Origin of the sequence: Mycobacterium rhizamassiliense (assembly GCF_900157375.1) — a bacterium.
Lineage (GTDB): Bacteria > Actinomycetota > Actinomycetes > Mycobacteriales > Mycobacteriaceae > Mycobacterium > Mycobacterium rhizamassiliense.
On the sequence record NZ_LT721901.1, the window covers coordinates 3,739,335 to 3,756,391 of the forward strand.

Consider the following 17,057-nt stretch of genomic DNA (forward strand, 5'->3'; position numbering starts at 1 on the left):
GTGGGCATGACGTATCCCGCAACCGGTCATATTCGAGACGGACACCAGACGTCACAACATCAAGGTTCATATTGCTCGTCGTCAGGGTCGCCCGGGTAGTCGTCCCACCGATCTTCGATCTCTGCGTCTCGGGCATCGCGCCAACCCTCTGCTTCGTCTTCGGTGGCTTCGTCCTCCCCGAGGTCGAGCGTGAACGGGATGGTGGTCAGCGCTAGCTCGTCGCCGTCGAGGGTCAGGTTGCAGACGGGACACTCTGCGTAATCGACTGTCGCGCTGATCCTTACGAAAAACGCTACTCCATGTGGCATGTCGGACTCGTCGATGTCGACCTCGCGTAAGACGTCGTACACCACCCACAGCTGGTTCTGGCAGGCAGGGCACGTATGCGGTCTGACCGTTTGCGTGTCTTCAACCACTGGGGCGCGTGCGACAAGTTCGGCTACAACGCGGTTACGTTCGTTCTGATCAAGGCCAGCGGTGAGTCGAGCGTACGCTGCCTTGGCTGTAGCAATTAGTTCATTGAAACCGCGAACAAGCCTCTCGTAGTGTGCACGCTGACGCGCTTCGACGATCTTGATGTGCTTAGTTGACCAGAACGCGCCCCAGTCACTGTCCTGCAGAAGGGCCTTGCGCACTTTGAACACTTGATCAGTGAGCGTGACCAACTCCGTCAGCGACGACTCCACATCATCCTCGGTGGGAGCCAGCCCCATGTGGATCGCGCCGTTGCGCACATCGAACAGCAGCTTTGGCTCAGGAATGTGCGGCGTATTGGCGGGTCGGACTTCGTTGAGCCGTCTGAGAGACTCAACTGCACCCGCTGTGGTCATCTTGCCCTGCGTGGCTTTGTGAGTGGCTCCCGCGAGAGGCAGCAGCGTCGACATGGTTGTTTTTTCGGCCAAGAGTGCGGGCGCGATTCCAGCCAACGTGGATTTGATCAACAACTCCGCGGCCTGTCCGATGGCGGCTAGCCGCACCGTCTTGTCGAGGGCCGTCTCGTCCGGCTCGGGTTGATCCATGGCGCGCCGCGCCCAGTCGGCGGCGAGGTCGAACAGGGTTGCCGCGATCTGTCGATGTGGCCGTTGGCCGTATACCGTGTTCCAGACGTAACTTGGAAATGTCATCGGAGCCAACCTATCCGGTTAGGTGTTCGTCTGGGTGGCGGTTCGAGTGGGACCAGATCACTAGGGCCGCGGCACAGCCCACTATCGACGGAACCTATCGACCGAACAATTCCGTGGACCACGTAGCGATCGTTGGCTCGAACCGTTTCGGGACGTAGGACTCGTCCCGGCGTCCGCTCCCCGGATCGCGGGAAGCAGCCTCATAAAGGCAGACGGCGCACTCCACCATGTTCAGCGTGACGGCGAGGGCGTCGGCGATCAGGGTGAACACGGTGCCGCCCCGGGCGTAGTCGGTCATCCACTTGTAGCCGTGGATGAAGCTGGAACCGTAGGAGTAGAGGGACCTGGCCGGGTTCTCCAAACCATGGTCGCCGATCTCTCCGGTGTCATGAGCGGGGACGTGAGCATCGACCCACTGCGCGGACTCGCGGATCATCTTGGTGAATGACGGCGTCTTGTCGAACGTGTACGCCGCCTTCGCGTCGGCAACCATCATGTTGAACTTCCGACGGTGGTCGCCGTTCATCGTCAGTAGCTGTGGCGGGTACCGGCTCGGATTGGTGGTCTCCTCTTCCTCACCGATCGCCAGGAACCGGCGCTGCTGTTCCAGCTGCTCCATCTCCTCCGACATGCACCGGTCTCGGCGAATGTCGCTCGACGGATCGTTGAGCAGCCAGATCGTCAGGGCCGCGCACTCCATCGCCACCCGGCACAGCTGCAGCACCTCCGCGATGTGCGGCTGCCGATGCGACTTGCGACGGGCGATCAGAATCCCTGCAGTGTGCAGACTCTCAGCGGCGCTCATCAACGGAAACAGAGCGTGCTCGGATACGGCCTGCGGCCCCGCCAACGTGAGTGGGTACGTCGCTTTGAAGGCCGCGTCGTCGGCGGCCAGAGCACTCCCCGGATCGGCGGTGCGTGGATGCAGCCCCCACTGGTAGAGCTCCCCGCAGCGCTGGCCCCGCTCATCGACGCGGTTGAGGACACCGTTGGTGGCGAGGTTGAGCAGCGTCTCAGCTTGCTCGGCGTTCAGTCCCATGTTCGGGATGGTCATAGGGGCAACGGTAGGCAGCGGGTACGACAGGTTGCTGTACCGACCCGCGTCATCGTGGTGATAGTTGCAGCGACGACCGCGGCCATAATCAGCATCCGCCTCACGGCTCGAAGCCTAACCAGCAACAGTCTGCGTCCGCGGCTGATCGCGAGAGCCCCACCAACAAAAAACACCACGACAACTTCGGCGCTGAATCGAGGACACGACGGTGGCGCCCCCACGGACGCCCGTTAATCGATTTGTCTCCCAGAGTTGTCGGTGCTCGCGATCCTGATGCCAGCGCGGACACTAGTGGGGATTGTTGAATTGCAGATTGCTGTATTTCGGGCAGTAATGCCCAACGGCAAATGACTCGAAGATCGCCGCCCTGTCTGATCGCAGCCCCAGCTGGGAGACAAGCGCATCTGCGATGGCATCCGGAGAGTTGCCGCTATCGAGGCCTCCGCAGACCTGGTGTGCGATGCGGATTAGATCAGCCGGAGCGCCCACGACCCCATTGTTGTTCGCCTTCTGGACAAAGTCGTCGTCATTGCTATCGGCGTGAGCAACACCGATAGACAACAGCGCCAGGGGCACAGCCATGGCCGAAGCTGTAAGTCGCCTCACAGTATTTCCTTCCCTAATGGTGCGAACTCCTACGGACGCATTACGCAGTCGTGGTGAAGTGGTCCTTCGTGAAAGCCCGTCAGTCCGGCGCGGTTAAGGCAGTCTCGGGTGAGGGCGACGATGAGGAGATCGCCGTGTTGTCCGAACGTGCTCATGATGCTGTTTTGGTCCCAGACGGCGCACTGTCCTCCGGGTGAGAAAGGCTGCTGTTGGCAGTGACTGTTGAGGGCTTGCACCCAATCCTCGGGGAAGCAGCCCAATTTGAGGGCATATATGTCTGTGTCGCCGCCAGGTTGGACAACCCAATAGTCAAGCCCGCGGCTAGTGCAATCTTGGCTGCCTTCGGAATAGTTCCGCAGCCAAGGACCATCCCAATAGGGCTGCGCGGTGCTGGTTGGCGGGTTTGCGTTAGGTGCAGGCACCGAACTGATAGTGCCCGGTATTGCCGCAGGGGGTGGTGTCGCGCCCAGCGAGTTCGGTGGCGGGAAGATCTCGAAGCCATACGGGCGCAATGGTTCTAGCATCGCAGCCTCGGCGGCCAGCGCTTGGTCCGAGTTGGTCCGGACGGAGGCGAATAGGAAGTACTGGCTGCCTTCATTTCCCTTCGCATAGGCACCGACCTGACCGAGGTCGTATTGCAGGTCAGGCTCTGAGCTGTAGGTGCCGATCAGGATGGGCGCGGGCATGCGTCCCCCGTTTGCTGTTTGCATGGTAGAGGGACATTCCATTGGATTTGTTGCGCCACTCATTACCGGTCCGTGTGTCATGGGCAGAGGACCACGGCTTTTGCACACCGCATTCACCCAATCGTTCATTGCTCCGGTAAGTCGGTCGGGCGGAGCAGTCTCCGACGGCGTCAGTTTCTGCGATGAGCACCCGGCCAATACTGTGACTACGACTATGACGATCAAGGACAAGGCCCTGCTCATATATCCGACCGTGTATCCGTAAGGCAGCAAATAGGTTTCGAGACTGGTCGTGCTATGCGGTGAAGGTGGTGCTGGTCATTCAGGATCCAGACCACTGGCAGGAAGTTGATCTCCATCAATGGCACCAGTAGCAGCCGTAAGGGGGTACGCCCCACTGGCCCGGCCCGGGAGGGGGTGGTGGCGGCGCCGGGGCCGGGTTGATCGGCTCACAGTGCCACCGATTCGGATCAAAATACGTATTGCCGTAGCACCCGTCGCCGGGTGTGGCGCTGGCGAAGCCGCCTCCGAAGAACATCCCCGCAGCGATCGCGGCGGTGGCGGAGACCGCCTTGAGCAACGTCATGCCCACAGGACCGACCTCAATTCACTCGGAGAACGGAGCGCGCCAATGTTCGGCGCCGGGACTGTTTGGGCAATACGTGCCGATGGCAGAGGTGACGAGGACGCCCGCCTGGCTGTTCGTGAGCGGATTGTGGGCGCTGCCAAAGGTGGTGAAGAAGCGGCCGCCGTTTACCGAGGCACGGAGGACATAGTTGGTCACCATCGCCGGGCTGACGCTGGGGCTCAGGAAGCCACAGACCTGATGGCCTGCGTCAATTAGGTCCCCGGGCCCCCCAATGGACTGGATGTTGTGACCCGACAGGGCATTGAGATAGGCGTCATCGTCGGTGTCGGCGTGAGCGACGCCGATCGATAGCAATGCCAGGGGCACAGCGATCGCCGAAGCCGCGAGCTGGCTCAGCGTGGGGTCGCGCCCTGATCCCCGAGGAGGTCGCGGACCGTGCCGAGATCCAGTAGGGATGCCCGCAGCCGCGGTCGCAATTAATCCCGAAACAGCCTTCATCTTTTTTCCACGTCGACGGTGTCGGTAACTCCGGGGAACCCCACAGGGGCAGGTACTGCCCCACCTCAATGTACTACTAGTAGGGCAGACAGTCCGGGGCTTTGGCTGACTACTAGGACGGTGCCAACGCGACCCAGTCAGAACGATCCCGAACGGGTCGCCGCCTGGGAACTCCGTCGCCGCCAAGTCGGAGAGCGAATCCGAATGTTTCGCACCGAGCGAGGCCTGACGCAAGAAGCTCTTGCCCTGAGGTCGGGCGTCACCCGCAACGTATTGATCGACGCCGAACTTGGCCGACGAGGCTTGCTTTACGAGCGGCTGTTCGATATCGCCGAGGCGCTGCAGGTCACTGCTGGACAGCTCATGGACGGAAATCCGTAGTCCGACCCGGACCCGACTTCGCGCCCAGCTCGATATAGCCAAATCAAGACCCAAGGGGCTGGCATTCAGGTTCGGCTACGTCCTCCCGCCGCGACAGTCACCGCATCCAAAGCGAACCCAAACTCGGAGCTGTCTCGTACTTCGAACCTATATTTTTGGTCCAAATTTGGCGATTCGCACACGTTTTTAGTGCAAAACTACTGGTCGCGAGCTAAATCGTTGACTTAACCGATTGCGTAAAGTGGTCTGATTGTCTATTTGTTGTACTTAATTTCCATGCATTTGACAATTTTGCGCACGCCGCTGCCGCAACAGCGCTGGTCAAAGATGTATGGGGTCCTTCACAGCCTGCGTTGGCGGGCCTAATTGCTCGCACTTTGTGAGGAATTGATTTTGCGTGAACTAATGATCCAGTTGACTTTCGCTTGAATGCTTTGGGTTGGAGGCCGCCCTTGATGCAGATCTCCCAATTCAAGGTGAATTGACGGTCAGGTCGTCGGAGGTAGGCTCACGACGAGCATGGGAGGGGTGTCGATGTCACGCACCGCCGCGAGGCTGCGGGTTGTGGGATGCAGCTCCGCTACATAAGCGTTCCCCTCCTGATCGGAGAGGCTGGCGGCGACCCCTGGGCAATCAATCAAAGCCTGCAAGCTGGCCGTCCAGCGCAGATTTCTGGACTGGCGGAGGCCTTTCACGCTGCGGGCCGGTGCACCGCCGAATCCAACAACGCCTTCGAGCAAGCCCGTCAGCGTTTTGAGGCGTCGTGGAATAGAGAAGACAGCGGCGAGCACCCGATCAACGACTCAGCCGAAGTGCAGAAGGTAACGAAGTCCCTCGGCGCGCAGTCGCTTCAGTTACCCAAAATCGGCGTCACTTTGGAGAACATCGCCGCCTCCCTGGCCCAGGCGCAAAAGGCTGCCGCCGGGCAAATCTCCGCCCTCGAGGGCCAGCTACAGCAGCTCGACGAGGAGATCGGCGAGGCCGTGGCGTTGGAGAAGAACCCGACCCTCACCGCGGCGGAACGACAACAGGTGGACGCCTTCATCACCGCCCGTGAAGACGACGCCATCAACGACACCAAGGCCGCGCTGGGCAGCGTGAATGCAACGCGCGACGGCTACTCGTACACATTGCAGAACGCATTGGGAGCGCTACGCGCCGAGGGCTATGACCCCGCAGGTATCCGGGCGCAAGAGGGCCCACTGCCGCCGGTTCCGCCGTTGCCCGACGATCCTAAACAGTTTGCACAAGTGTGGAACTCGCTCACGAAGGAGCAGAAAGACGCCGCGTACGACCACGATCGGTTTATCGGCAACCACGGCGGGATGCCAGCCGTGGACCGCGACCACTACAACCGGATGCACCTCGACGAGCTGCAGGCGGCCAACCAAGCCGACCTGGACCGCCTGCGTGCCCAACATCCCGATTGGGCGAACGGAGATACGCCCTTCTTGCAGGGCAAGGAGTACCGAGACTGGCAACAACAATGGGACGAGGCCAACCGGGCACACGACGGCTACGCAGATGTGAAAAAAACGATCGGACCGCCGCCAAGTGAAATCGACCCGTCCTCGGGCAAGCTGCCCCAATATCTCCTCATCGTCGACGACAAAGGCCACGCCGCGTCGTCCATCAACAACCCCGATACGGCGAAACGCAACGCCACGTTCGTCCCCGGTACCGGCCAGGACACCACCCGGTACAGCGGCAGCGCCGATAAGTCGCAGAAGATGTACTGGGCGGCCCGAAACGCCGACCGAACACTTCAACCCGGCGACGTATCGGTCACCACCTGGATGGGGTATGACCGACCGATGAATCTGCTTGACGCCGCGGATCCCAGCTACGCCCGCAACGGGGCCGCTGCGCTCGATGATTTCCAAGCCGGAATTCGAGCCTCCCACAACGACACGGTGGCAGGTGGCCCCTCAATCAACACAGTCATCGGACACAGCTACGGATCGACCGAAGTCGGAGCAGCCGCGCTCGGCGGCCACCATCTCGACGCCAACAATGTCATCGCTGTGGGCAGCCCCGGGGTACTCGCTGGACATGCCGCCGACCTCAACCTTGACCCTGGCGCGCATGTTTTTGCGACCCGAGCAGAAAACGACGTCATCGGCGTGGTCACCGGCATGACACTCGGCCCCGACCCAATGAGTTCACGATTTGGCGGCATCCCGTTTGAAGCATCACCTGGACCGGGCGGGCCACTGGGCCTGCCGACGGTGGCCGCGCACAGCAGCTACTGGGATCCGGGCAACCCAGCCCTGAACAACATGGGCCGTATCATCGCAGGCAGGGTCGATGTCACCCCACCCTCCTTCACACCATGACCACTATGACCCGATCGTCTCGATACTTCGTCATCATCGCCGCGGTAGCGGCGCTCGTCGGCGCCTGCTCCTCTACCAAACCAATGACACCGCTCGGCCCGAAAACCCCTTCCGGCGCCACACCCATCCCAGGAGGCCCGATGGACCACACCCCTGTCGCCCAGTCACCGAAGGTTCCGAACAGTCAGCAAGAGGCGCAAGCCACCGTCCTTCAGTACCTGCAAAAGACGGTCAACGGGTTACCGCCAGGCACTGTGCTCGATAGCAGCGACGCTCAGGGCGGAAGCAACCTGGGTTGCGACGACAATTACACCGGCCCCGGCCCCGGCCCAACCGAGTACACAGCTGCCCTGCACGTCATTGGCCCCCAGGGCATTCGGCCAGCAGATCTGATAACCCGCACCGGGCAGCTCTGGCAGAGCTGGAATGTCACCGTCATGGAGCGCGATGGGTTTGAGAAACCCAACCGCTTCGCATACGCCCCGGACGGCTACCGCCTTCAAATCGAAGCGGCGTACCCCGCAAACTATTCGCCGACCCTCACGGTCATCTCCCCGTGCTTCGCCGGTAACTTACGAAAAGATGACATACCGTTCCCCAAGGTGATTCGCCAAAGCCCGCCCGGAAGCTAGCTGTGGCTGTCGCCCCACCGCGGACACCGACGATTAGCAAGACCCCGCTGCAGGAGAACCCCACAATGATGTTGGAACTGGGGGACGGTGCCGACCAAGGGGATGCGGCGATGGGGGTCCGACGGCGGCCCAGTGTCACGACGTTGCCGCGGTTGAACACCTTGCATCGCAGCCGGATTCCCGCGAACACTGACATCTCGTCGGAGCCGGTGGTGAGTTTCTTCGGCATGGCCAATAAGCCACGTCGAATGTGTACAGGAATGTGTACAGTCAGGTCATGAAAAGCCCTCTGAGCTGTGCGCCGTCAGGGTTTCGAACCCCGGACCCGCTGATTAAGAGTCAGCTGCTCTACCAACTGAGCTAACGGCGCTTGGTGCGGCAGAACCGCGTCCGCGACAATAACAAATATTCTAACCCAGGGCGAAATCGCTGGTGCGGCCAAGCGTGGCCGCCTCGTCGACCCCGGGGGCCCGGGGGGCGACGTGGCAATCGGCCGAAATCCGAAAAGTCTTGTGACACTGCGGGTGTCAGAACACCGTTCCGCACAACGGTGCCCGTTCGGAGCCGCTTCGGGATGCTCGCCCGGGCGTCGGCGGTCCTGGTGTTGACGATGATGGCGATCGTAGCTCGCGCGTGTCGAGGCGGTGGCGACCGGTGAACGCGTCGAGGAACGGCGGCGCGACCCGGTCGGCCAGTCGGCGTAGCCAGCCCCGATCGCGACACTTCGCCGCGACGCACCGAAAAGTCGGTCTTCGGAGCGGTGAAAAACCATTAGAATACTTGCACTGTTGCTGGTCAGCGGTGACCAATGAACGTGGATCGAGTTGGAAGGTCACTGAATGACGCCTTTGCGCAGAAGCCGATTATGGCTGGCTGCCGCGATGACCGTGTTTGCTGTGGTCAGCGTTGGTTGTGGCAGCAGCCACACCGCCGCGCCGGCGAAGGTCATCTTTGACAAGGGCACGCCGTTCGCCGATCTGCTGGTCCCCAAGCTCACCTCGTCGGTGACCGACGGCGCCGTCGGCGTCACCGTCGACGCCCCGGTGACCGTGAGCGTCGCCGACGGCGTGCTCGGGGCGGTCACCATGGTCAACGACAACGGCAAGGCGATCAACGGCCAGCTCAGCCCCGACGGGCTGCGCTGGTCTACCACCGAGCAGCTCGGCTACAACCGGCATTACACGCTCACGGTTAAGGCGCTCGGGCTGGGCGGCGCGGCGAGCCGCCAGATGGCCTTCTCGACCAGTTCGCCAGCCCACCTCACCATGCCCTACGTCGCGCCGGGTGACGGCGAGGTCGTCGGCATCGGAGAGCCGGTGGCGATCCGGTTCGACGAGAACATCGCCGATCGCGCCGCGGCTCAAAAGGCCATCAAGATCACCACCAACCCGCCCGTCGAGGGCGCGTTCTATTGGCTGAACAACCGCGAAGTGCGTTGGCGCCCAGAGCATTTCTGGAAGTCCGGAACGGCCATCGACGTGGCGGTCAACACTTACGGTGTCGACCTGGGCGACGGGATGTTCGGCGAAGACAACGTCAAGACGCACTTCACCATCGGCGACGAGGTGATCTCGACCGCCGACGACAGCACCAAGATGGTGACCGTGCGGGTCAACGGTGAGGTCGTGAGGACCATGCCGACGTCGATGGGTAAGGACAGCACCCCAACGGCCAACGGCGACTACATCATTGGTGGCCGGTTCAAGCACATCATCATGGACTCCTCGACCTACGGGGTTCCGGTCAACTCGCCCAACGGATATCGCACCGAAGTCGACTGGGCCACGCAGATGTCCTATAGCGGCGTCTATGTGCACTCGGCGCCATGGTCGGTGGGCGCGCAGGGGCACACCAACACCAGTCACGGCTGCCTGAACGTCAGTCCGAGCAATGCCGAGTGGTTCTACGACCACAGCAAGAGCGGGGACATCGTCGAGGTCATCAACACCGTCGGGTCGACCCTGCCGGCGACCGAGGGGCTCGGCGACTGGAACATGCCCTGGCCACAGTGGAAAGCGGGCAACGCCAACACCTGACGCGTCGGCACCTTTCCGTCATTTGTCATTCACTCATCTGACAAGGTGAACAAAGTAGGGTGCCGGGATTATGACTACTCCTTCGCCCGGGCCGGGCCGGGCTGGTGGCTGGCGTCCGACGGTCAGTGGTATCCCCAGCGCTGGGAGACCAAATTCGTCTACTACACCAGTGATTCGCTGGACGCCCTGATCGCTGAGGCCACGCCGCAGTTGAACGCCTACGGCGAACAGGGCTGGGAGGTCGTCGCCTCCCCGGTACAGCGCACCCAGGTCACCCACCATTTCAGTGGCTATGAAAAAGGCGGGGAATTGCGCTTCGAGTGGAGCATCGTCTGCACGTTGAAAAGGCCGGTCCACCCGGGCAAGTAATCGCCATCGGGATCCGGCTTCCCGTGGCCCTGACCAGCTCGCGCGAATGTAATGGCCGCGGAGCGTGTTTCGGGCCCCTGGGCAGACCTGCCGCTCGCCCGGCCTGTTGTGTCACAAGCGATGTGGTTCGTTGCCCTTCGGCGTGGCGTTGGCTTGTGTGACCTCCCCATGGAGGATTCTGTAACCAGCAGTCTCACCAAGGGGGTGATTCATGAATGCCAACGGAGCACCGATGTCGTCGAAGTACTACACCGAGGAAGACGCCTGCGAGATATGCGACGGCCCTTTGGTGCTGTACCTGAAGCAGGAGTGCACCGCCGCGGGCACGTGGCTCACACCGGAGATCCAGCAGGTTCGTTGCCTGAGCGGCTGCCAGGGCCGCGGTGTGTGGTTCGCGATCTGCGCGGAATTTCACGAGTACCACACCGCGTAGTCAGCGCACCCGCGACCTCAAAAGAAAAAGGTCAGAGGGGCACATGCCCCTCCGACCCAGTTGGGGTGAGTGACGGGACTCGAACCCGCGACATTCAGGATCACAACCTGACGCTCTACCAGCTGAACTACACCCACCATGGCTGCGCGCCGAACGCGTCGGCACCTGCAGCGACTGTCGATACTAGCGGCTCGGTGGCTCGGCCGCCGAATCCATTTCCCCCGATTCGTCGGGCGTGCCGCCCAGCTCGGTGGCGACCTGCGCGATTTCGCTGGTAGACGGCCCCGGCGGGGGCACGAACGCGGTGCGTCGATAGAACTGCAGCTCGCGGATGGACTCCTGGATGTCGGCCAGGGCCCGGTGCGCGAGCCCTTTGGCCGGCTGGCCGTAATAAATGCGGGGGTACCAGCGCCGGCAGAGCTCCTTGATCGAGCTCACATCGATCATCCGGTAGTGCAGAAACGAGTCCAGGCCGGGCATGTCGCGCGCGATGAACGACCGGTCGGTCGCGATCGAATTGCCGGCCAGCGGCGCGGTCTTCGGCTGCTTGACATGCTGGCGGATGTAGTCGAGCACCATCTCCTCGGCCGTTGCCATATCGACGGTGGAGGCCTTCACCTCGTTGATCAGCCCGGAGCGCGTGTGCATTTCGGTGACGACGTCGACCATCGACGACAGCGCGGCGTCGTCGGCGTGGATCACCACGTCGACGCCGTCGCCCAGGATGTTCAGGTCGGCATCGGTTACCAGCGCCGCGATCTCAATCAACTTGTCCGAGCCCAGATCGAGCCCAGTCATCTCGCAGTCGATCCACACCAATTCGTCGCGCACAGCGCTCAGCGTAAGCCCACGTGAGCGCTGGGGTTGCCGCCCCCTGGCAAGTAGTGTGAACGATGCCGAACTGTATGGGGGATTACAGAAAAGAGGCGCGGCAAGGATGAGTACCGAATCGGCGGCCGGCGGGCCCGCGCAACGCATTGCGAACGGCTACGCCGTCGATGGTCAGGCGCTGGAGCTGGGGACCGTCGTGGTCGACGGAGTGGCCGACCCGACCGCTCAGATTCGCATCCCGCTGGCCACCATCAACAGGCATGGGCTGGTGGCCGGGGCAACCGGTACCGGGAAGACCAAGACGCTGCAGCTGATTGCCGAGCAGCTGAGCGCCGCCGGGGTCCCGGTGCTGATGGCCGACGTGAAGGGCGACCTGTCCGGTCTGTCCAAGCCGGGGGAGGCCAACGACCGGACCGCCGCGCGCGCCATGGACACCGGTGACAACTGGCAGCCGACGGGCTTCGCGGTCGAGTTCCTGTCGCTGGGCACCGACGGGATCGGTGTGCCGGTTCGGGCGACCGTTGCAGGCTTCGGCCCGGTTCTGTTGTCAAAGGTGTTGGGCCTCAATGCCACCCAAGAATCGACGCTCGGGCTGATCTTCCACTGGGCGAAGGACAAGAATCGTCCGCTGGTCACGCTGAATCAGCTGCGCTCGGTCATCAGTTATCTGTCCAGCGACGAGGGCAAGGACGACCTGAAGAACCTGGGTGGGGTGTCTTCGACGACGGCGGGTGTCATCCTACGGGCCCTGCTGAATCTCGAATCCGAAGGCGGCGACACGTTTTTCGGTGAGCCGAAGCTCGATTCGCACGATCTCCTGAGGGTCGACAGCAACGGCCACGGCATCGTCTCGCTGCTCGAATTCACTGGCCAGTCGATGCGGCCCGTCATCTTCTCCACCTTCCTGATGTGGTTGCTGGCCGACCTGTTCACCGTGCTGCCCGAGGTCGGGGACGTCGACCGGCCCAAGCTGGTGTTCTTTTTCGACGAGGCGCACCTGTTGTTCACCGACGCATCCAAAGCGTTCCTCGAACAGGTCGAACAGACGGTTAAGCTGATTCGCTCCAAGGGAGTCGGGGTGTTCTTCTGCACCCAGTTGCCCACGGACCTGCCCAACGACGTGCTCTCCCAGTTGGGCGCCCGCGTTCAGCACGCCCTGCGGGCATTTACCCCCGATGACCAGAAGGCGCTGTCCAAGACCGTGCGCACCTACCCGAAAACCGATGTCTACGACCTGGAGTCGGCGTTGACCTCGCTGGGCATCGGCGAGGCCGTCGTCACGGTGCTGTCCGAAAAGGGCGCTCCGACACCGGTCGCGTGGACGCGCATGCGGGTACCGCGTTCCCTGATGGCGGCCATCGGCACCGACGAGGTCGCCGCCGCGGCCAAAGCCAGCCCGCTGCAGGCCAAGTACGGACAGACGATCGCGCACGAATCGGTGACGCCGTCGGCGCCCGCGACGCCAGCGGAGCAACGGTCCGCCGAACCTGACTATCGTCCGCCGTCAACGGGTTTCGATATCCCGCCGATGCCCGAGCCCTACGAACCCAAGGGCCCCGCGGTGTGGGAGGAAGTGCTGAAGAACCCGACGGTGAAAAGCGGAATCAACACCGTGATACGTGAAGTGGTGAAGAACATCTTCAGCGGCGGCCGGGGTCGGCGGAAGTAGCGGCTAGCCGCCCGTGAGCCGCGAGCGTAACGGCATTGCGGAATTTCTCGTGATTTTTCGCAACCAGGTTACGGTCGCGGACCGCGCCGAAAGTCAGCCGCCGCCGAGTTTCTTGTAGAAGGCGCCCACGATCGGTGCCACGATCGCGCGCGGGGCGTACCCACTCCCGACCGACATCGCCTTGGACGTCAGCCCTGGAACGACGCGCATCTTGTTGCGCGCCAACGCATCCAGGGAGATCTGGGCGGTGTGCTCGGTCGAGATCCACAGGAAGTCCGGCACCAGCTTCTCGACCAGTGACCGCTCGGCGTCGTCGGGCAGATCGGAGCGCACCGGGCCAGGCGCCAGCAGCGTGACGTGCACACCGGAGCCGCGCAGCTCGCCGCGCAACGACTCGCTGAAGGTGTTGGCGAACGCCTTGGTCGCCGCGTAGGTGGCGTTATAGGGGATCGGCGAATTTCCGGCCGCCGAACCGGAAATCAGGATGCCGCCGGCCTTGCGCTCGATCATACCCGGCAACACCGCCAGCGTAAGGTCATGCACCGCAATGGCATTCAGCTGCACCTGCGCCTTCTCACCGGCCGGGTCCAGCTCCGCGACCGAACCGAAGGTGGCGGTGCCCGCGTTGGCGCACAGGATCGAGATCGGGCGCGCGGCCAACTCGTCGCACAGCTTCGCGCGGTCGGCGGGGTCGGCGAGATCGGCCGGTCGCACCTCGACGGCGACGCTGTACTTTTCGGTCAGGCGCGTCGCCAGGGCGTTGAGCAGGTCCTCACGTCGCGCGGTGACGATCAGGCTGTGTCCGCGCGCGGCCAGCTCGGTGGCCAGCGCTTCGCCGATGTTCTGCGAAGCCCCTGTGACAACTGCGCGCGCGTCGGGACTGGGAGCGGGTACCGGCATGGGCCCAATCGTAGACAGCCGCCGTAGCCGGACGCGGCGCGTGGCCCGCGCGACACATAGAGTGCCGGGCATGGGTCAGCCGGAATCGGCGTCGGGCAAAGTGGTGCGCTCCCAGGTCGCGGCGTGGGCGCTGTGGGACTGCGGCTCCACCGGCCTCAACGCGATCGTGGCCACGTTCGTGTTCTCCGTGTATCTGACCAGCAGCGTGGGCGTGGGCCTTCCCGGCGACACCACGCCCGCGAGCTGGCTCGGGCGGGCCGGGGCCATCGCCGGTCTGACCGTGGCGCTGTTGGCCCCGCTGATCGGCGTGTGGGTGGAGTCCCCGCATCGCCGACGGATGGTGCTGAGCGTGTTGACCGCCCTGGCCGTGGCGCTGGCCTGCGCGATGTTCTTCATTCGCGATCAACCCAGCTACCTGTGGGCGGGGCTGGCGTTGCTCGGGGCCACCGCGGCCTGCGGTGACCTGGCCAGCGTTCCGTACAACGCGATGCTGCGCCAGCTCTCGACGCCGTCGACAGCCGGCCGGATCTCCGGCCTGGGCTGGGCGTCGGGCTATTTGGGCAACGTCGTGCTGCTGATGCTGATCTATACCTGCTTCATCTCCGGCTCCGGCTCCGGCCCTGATGCGACGCGCGGGCTGCTGCGGCTGCCCCTGCACGACGGGCTCTACGTCCGGGTGGCGATGCTGGCGGCCGCGGCCTGGCTGGCGGTATTCGGTCTGCCCCTGCTGCTGGTCGCGCATCGGCTACCGAGCTCGGCGGAGACACACCGGCCGACGACGATGCTCGGCGGCTATCGCAAGCTCTGGCAGGAGATCTCCGCGGAATGGCGGCGGGACCGCAACCTGGTCTACTTCCTGGGCGCCAGCGCGCTGTTCCGGGACGGGCTTTCGGCGATCTTCGCCTTCGGCGCCGTGCTCGGCGTCAGCGTCTATGGCATCACCCAAGCCGACGTGCTGATCTTCGGTGTGGCGGCCAGCGTGGTGGCCGCGGTCGGCGCGGTCGCGGGCGGCTTCGTCGACCACCGGATCGGATCCAAGCCCGTGATTGTCGCGTCGCTGGCGGCGATCGTCGCCGTAACGCTCACGCTGTTGGCGCTGTCGGGTTCGGTGGCCTTCTGGGCGTGCGGCCTGCTGCTGGCTCTGTTCATCGGGCCGTCGCAATCATCGGCGCGTGCCCTGCTGCTGCAGATGGTCAAGGACGGCAGGGAAGGCGTGGCGTTCGGCCTGTACACGATGACCGGTCGGGCCGTCGCATTCATCGCGCCGTGGTTGTTCTCCGTCTTCGTCGACACCTTCGGCGCTGTCCGCGCGGGGCTGGGCGGAATCGCGTTGGTGCTCGTCGCCGGGCTGCTGGCGATGCTGGTGGTTCGGGTTCCGCCGCGCCAAATGGCGCCGGAACCGTCCTAGCGCCCGGCGTCGCAGATGGTGATGCCGGCCCCGGTGCGCTGGCGCAACTGAACGCCCTCGACGGTGACCGTGCAGGTGACGTTGTGACCGATGTTGATGATGGTCACGCTGGCCGGATGTGCGGCCGACTGGGACAGGCTTACCTGCTTGCTCCACGGCAGTGCGACGTTGAACTCGGTCTGGATGACGTCGCCGGTGTCCCAGTAGGTGATGCTGATCGCGCGTCCGTCGCCGTCGACGTTATAGACGACGTTTTGCTGCACGCCCGGGGCGGTCGTCCCGGGCGTGGTGGCGCCCGGAGGGAGCAACGGCGGCCGGGCGCGCGGGGTCGAGGCGCGCGTCGACGGCGGCGGGGTCGGGCTCTCCGAACTCGACCCGGGCATCGCGGGCAGCGGCGGCACCGCGGTTTGGTCTTTGACGCTGCCGTTCGTGAGCACCAGCGCGATCAGCAGCGCGACGACCAGCAGCACCGCCGCCCCGGCGGCGATCCACAACCAGCGGGGCGATCTCGGGCCCTCGGGCGGCGGGGGTGCGTGGTCCTCCGGCGGCAGTCCTCCGCCCGGGGGCGGCTCGCCTTGTTGCCAATACGCCGGCAGCCGTCTGGTCGAATTGGTTTCATTCGGGCCCGGCGCCCACTGCGGGGCGTAGCCGCCATACGTCGGCGCGTAAGGCGCCTGATCGGCGTACGCCGGATCGGCGGGAGGCGCATACGACGGGCCCTGCGGCCCGGTCGATCCAGAACGCGGTAGAGCAGGACCAAGCCGCTCTGTCGGCCGCGGATCGTTCATGTCCACCTCATGGTTTGCAGGGTACCTGGGCCAACGGGGTGGGCGTGAACTCTTCTGTTGATGCGCGCTTCAGCGCAGCTGGCCTCCAGCGCCCAGCGCGGCGACGGTCATGGTCCGCATGACGGCGCGTGAGCGTGCCGCCCGGACCGGCCGCTCCGGCGACTTCATGCTGTGTGGTGTCGAGTTGAGCAGGCCGAACACCGAGTGCGCCGTCAGCCGGGCTTCGGCCTCGGCCAGTTTGGGGTTCAGCTCGCGCAGCACGCCGACCCAGACCTCCACGTACTGGCGCTGCGCCTTGCGTACCTGCCGCTCCGCGGCGGCCGGTAGGTAGGCCAGGTCGCGGTCCTGGATCCGGATCAGGTTGGGCTCGCCCAGCGCGAAGTCGAGGTGAAAATCGATCAGGCCGTCCAGCGCGGCGGTCGCGTCCGAGGTTGCGTCCGTGACGCCGCGGGCCCCGTCCAGCAAGTGGGCGCTGATCCCGACCAGCAGCTCGACGAGCATCGACTCTTTGTTGGGGAAGTGGCGATAGATGGCCGGACCGCTGACGCCGGCGGCCGCGCCGATGTCTTCCAACCGCACCGCGAGAAAACCGCGTTCGGCGAACAGCCGTTCGGCCGCCGACAGAAGCTGTTGGCGCCGGTCAGACTTCAACTGGCTGCGGCGATTTGGGGCTTCCGTCATAACGGACCTCCGCCCGCGACTTGTCCGGAATTTCAG

At 63.9% G+C, this 17,057-nt stretch carries 18 protein-coding genes and 2 tRNA genes; 8 read left to right on the forward strand and 12 right to left on the reverse strand.

What is annotated here, in order from left to right:
• Positions 1 to 59 precede the first annotated feature (59 nt).
• The 6 genes from MRAB57_RS18195 to MRAB57_RS18210 form a co-directional block, all read right to left on the reverse strand.
• Positions 60 to 1,124, reverse strand: a complete 1,065-nt coding sequence (locus tag MRAB57_RS18195) for a hypothetical protein (protein ID WP_157900627.1) — start codon at positions 1,122 to 1,124, stop codon at positions 60 to 62.
• 94 nt (positions 1,125 to 1,218) lie between these two features.
• Positions 1,219 to 2,178 carry a hypothetical protein gene (locus MRAB57_RS18200; protein WP_077088587.1) on the reverse strand — a complete coding sequence of 320 codons (960 nt, stop codon included), beginning with the start codon at positions 2,176 to 2,178 and terminating at the stop codon, positions 1,219 to 1,221.
• 288 nt (positions 2,179 to 2,466) lie between these two features.
• Entirely contained in the window at positions 2,467 to 2,760 is a 294-nt protein-coding gene (locus MRAB57_RS18205; RefSeq protein ID WP_077088588.1) for a DUF732 domain-containing protein, read from the reverse strand.
• Positions 2,761 to 2,813: 53 nt separating this feature from the next.
• A complete protein-coding gene (locus tag MRAB57_RS28620) occupies positions 2,814 to 3,470 on the reverse strand; it encodes a hypothetical protein (protein WP_157900628.1) in 657 nt (218 codons plus the stop codon).
• Positions 3,471 to 3,828: 358 nt separating this feature from the next.
• A complete protein-coding gene (locus MRAB57_RS28625; protein WP_157900629.1) occupies positions 3,829 to 4,056 on the reverse strand; it encodes a hypothetical protein in 228 nt (75 codons plus the stop codon).
• 21 nt (positions 4,057 to 4,077) lie between these two features.
• The gene (locus MRAB57_RS18210; protein ID WP_157900630.1) at positions 4,078 to 4,425 is read right to left on the reverse strand and encodes a DUF732 domain-containing protein; all 348 of its coding nucleotides are present in this window, start codon (positions 4,423 to 4,425) and stop codon (positions 4,078 to 4,080) included.
• A 252-nt stretch (positions 4,426 to 4,677) separates the two neighbouring features.
• Here MRAB57_RS18210 and MRAB57_RS18215 point away from each other — a divergent pair, with 252 nt between their 5' ends.
• From MRAB57_RS18215 to MRAB57_RS18225, 3 genes are all read left to right on the forward strand, one after another.
• Positions 4,678 to 4,938 carry a helix-turn-helix domain-containing protein gene (locus MRAB57_RS18215; protein ID WP_077088590.1) on the forward strand — a complete coding sequence of 87 codons (261 nt, stop codon included), beginning with the start codon at positions 4,678 to 4,680 and terminating at the stop codon, positions 4,936 to 4,938.
• A gap of 569 nt (positions 4,939 to 5,507) precedes the next feature.
• The gene (locus tag MRAB57_RS18220; RefSeq protein WP_077088591.1) at positions 5,508 to 7,274 is read left to right on the forward strand and encodes a putative alpha/beta hydrolase; all 1,767 of its coding nucleotides are present in this window, start codon (positions 5,508 to 5,510) and stop codon (positions 7,272 to 7,274) included.
• 5 nt (positions 7,275 to 7,279) lie between these two features.
• A complete protein-coding gene (locus MRAB57_RS18225) occupies positions 7,280 to 7,906 on the forward strand; it encodes a hypothetical protein (RefSeq protein ID WP_245835952.1) in 627 nt (208 codons plus the stop codon).
• A 297-nt stretch (positions 7,907 to 8,203) separates the two neighbouring features.
• On the opposite strand, the gene MRAB57_RS18230 is transcribed toward MRAB57_RS18225, so the two are convergent.
• Positions 8,204 to 8,276, reverse strand: a tRNA-Lys gene (locus tag MRAB57_RS18230).
• A gap of 469 nt (positions 8,277 to 8,745) precedes the next feature.
• Between MRAB57_RS18230 and MRAB57_RS18235 the strand changes: the two genes are divergently transcribed.
• The 3 genes from MRAB57_RS18235 to MRAB57_RS18245 all read left to right on the forward strand — a co-directional run bounded on the left by MRAB57_RS18235 (position 8,746) and on the right by MRAB57_RS18245 (position 10,744).
• The gene (locus MRAB57_RS18235) at positions 8,746 to 9,942 is read left to right on the forward strand and encodes a L,D-transpeptidase (RefSeq protein ID WP_077088593.1); all 1,197 of its coding nucleotides are present in this window, start codon (positions 8,746 to 8,748) and stop codon (positions 9,940 to 9,942) included.
• Between the two features lie 45 nt (positions 9,943 to 9,987).
• Positions 9,988 to 10,311 carry a hypothetical protein gene (locus MRAB57_RS18240; RefSeq protein WP_077088594.1) on the forward strand — a complete coding sequence of 108 codons (324 nt, stop codon included), beginning with the start codon at positions 9,988 to 9,990 and terminating at the stop codon, positions 10,309 to 10,311.
• Between the two features lie 211 nt (positions 10,312 to 10,522).
• The gene (locus MRAB57_RS18245) at positions 10,523 to 10,744 is read left to right on the forward strand and encodes a hypothetical protein (protein WP_157900631.1); all 222 of its coding nucleotides are present in this window, start codon (positions 10,523 to 10,525) and stop codon (positions 10,742 to 10,744) included.
• Between the two features lie 61 nt (positions 10,745 to 10,805).
• On the opposite strand, the gene MRAB57_RS18250 is transcribed toward MRAB57_RS18245, so the two are convergent.
• Both MRAB57_RS18250 and orn read right to left on the reverse strand, forming a co-directional pair.
• A tRNA-His gene (locus MRAB57_RS18250) sits at positions 10,806 to 10,881 on the reverse strand.
• A 46-nt stretch (positions 10,882 to 10,927) separates the two neighbouring features.
• On the reverse strand, positions 10,928 to 11,575 hold the full coding sequence (gene orn, locus MRAB57_RS18255) for an oligoribonuclease (protein ID WP_077088596.1): 648 nt from the start codon (positions 11,573 to 11,575) through the stop codon (positions 10,928 to 10,930).
• A 106-nt stretch (positions 11,576 to 11,681) separates the two neighbouring features.
• On the opposite strand from orn, the gene MRAB57_RS18260 reads away from it, so the two are divergent.
• Positions 11,682 to 13,244 (forward strand): helicase HerA-like domain-containing protein, encoded by a 1,563-nt coding sequence (locus MRAB57_RS18260; protein ID WP_077088597.1) that lies wholly within the window; start codon positions 11,682 to 11,684, stop codon positions 13,242 to 13,244.
• 93 nt (positions 13,245 to 13,337) lie between these two features.
• Here MRAB57_RS18260 and cmrA read toward each other — a convergent pair whose 3' ends face one another.
• On the reverse strand, positions 13,338 to 14,144 hold the full coding sequence (gene cmrA / locus MRAB57_RS18265) for a mycolate reductase (RefSeq protein WP_077088598.1): 807 nt from the start codon (positions 14,142 to 14,144) through the stop codon (positions 13,338 to 13,340).
• Between the two features lie 70 nt (positions 14,145 to 14,214).
• On the opposite strand from cmrA, the gene MRAB57_RS18270 reads away from it, so the two are divergent.
• Positions 14,215 to 15,552 carry an MFS transporter gene (locus MRAB57_RS18270; RefSeq protein ID WP_077088599.1) on the forward strand — a complete coding sequence of 446 codons (1,338 nt, stop codon included), beginning with the start codon at positions 14,215 to 14,217 and terminating at the stop codon, positions 15,550 to 15,552.
• On the opposite strand, the gene MRAB57_RS18275 is transcribed toward MRAB57_RS18270, so the two are convergent.
• Positions 15,549 to 16,340, reverse strand: coding sequence for an MmpS family transport accessory protein (locus tag MRAB57_RS18275; RefSeq protein WP_077088600.1), 792 nt, complete (start codon positions 16,338 to 16,340; stop codon positions 15,549 to 15,551). The genes MRAB57_RS18270 and MRAB57_RS18275 overlap by 4 nt on opposite strands.
• 69 nt (positions 16,341 to 16,409) lie before the next feature.
• Positions 16,410 to 17,021 (reverse strand): SACE_7040 family transcriptional regulator, encoded by a 612-nt coding sequence (locus MRAB57_RS18280; protein WP_077088601.1) that lies wholly within the window; start codon positions 17,019 to 17,021, stop codon positions 16,410 to 16,412.
• Positions 17,022 to 17,057: the final 36 nt, after the last annotated feature.

Coding starts and splice junctions, on each gene's coding strand:
- MRAB57_RS18245 (WP_157900631.1), top strand. CDS start 10,523: ATGAATGCCAACGGAGCACCGATGTCGTCGAAGTACTACACCGAGGAA.
- MRAB57_RS18225 (WP_245835952.1), top strand. CDS start 7,280: ATGACCCGATCGTCTCGATACTTCGTCATCATCGCCGCGGTAGCGGCG.
- MRAB57_RS18195 (WP_157900627.1), bottom strand. CDS start 1,124: ATGACATTTCCAAGTTACGTCTGGAACACGGTATACGGCCAACGGCCA.
- MRAB57_RS28625 (WP_157900629.1), bottom strand. CDS start 4,056: ATGACGTTGCTCAAGGCGGTCTCCGCCACCGCCGCGATCGCTGCGGGG.
- MRAB57_RS18220 (WP_077088591.1), top strand. CDS start 5,508: ATGCAGCTCCGCTACATAAGCGTTCCCCTCCTGATCGGAGAGGCTGGC.
- MRAB57_RS18200 (WP_077088587.1), bottom strand. CDS start 2,178: ATGACCATCCCGAACATGGGACTGAACGCCGAGCAAGCTGAGACGCTG.
- MRAB57_RS18235 (WP_077088593.1), top strand. CDS start 8,746: ATGACGCCTTTGCGCAGAAGCCGATTATGGCTGGCTGCCGCGATGACC.
- MRAB57_RS28620 (WP_157900628.1), bottom strand. CDS start 3,470: ATGCCCGCGCCCATCCTGATCGGCACCTACAGCTCAGAGCCTGACCTG.
- MRAB57_RS18270 (WP_077088599.1), top strand. CDS start 14,215: ATGGGTCAGCCGGAATCGGCGTCGGGCAAAGTGGTGCGCTCCCAGGTC.
- MRAB57_RS18280 (WP_077088601.1), bottom strand. CDS start 17,021: ATGACGGAAGCCCCAAATCGCCGCAGCCAGTTGAAGTCTGACCGGCGC.
- MRAB57_RS18205 (WP_077088588.1), bottom strand. CDS start 2,760: ATGGCTGTGCCCCTGGCGCTGTTGTCTATCGGTGTTGCTCACGCCGAT.
- MRAB57_RS18275 (WP_077088600.1), bottom strand. CDS start 16,340: ATGAACGATCCGCGGCCGACAGAGCGGCTTGGTCCTGCTCTACCGCGT.
- cmrA (WP_077088598.1), bottom strand. CDS start 14,144: ATGCCGGTACCCGCTCCCAGTCCCGACGCGCGCGCAGTTGTCACAGGG.
- MRAB57_RS18260 (WP_077088597.1), top strand. CDS start 11,682: ATGAGTACCGAATCGGCGGCCGGCGGGCCCGCGCAACGCATTGCGAAC.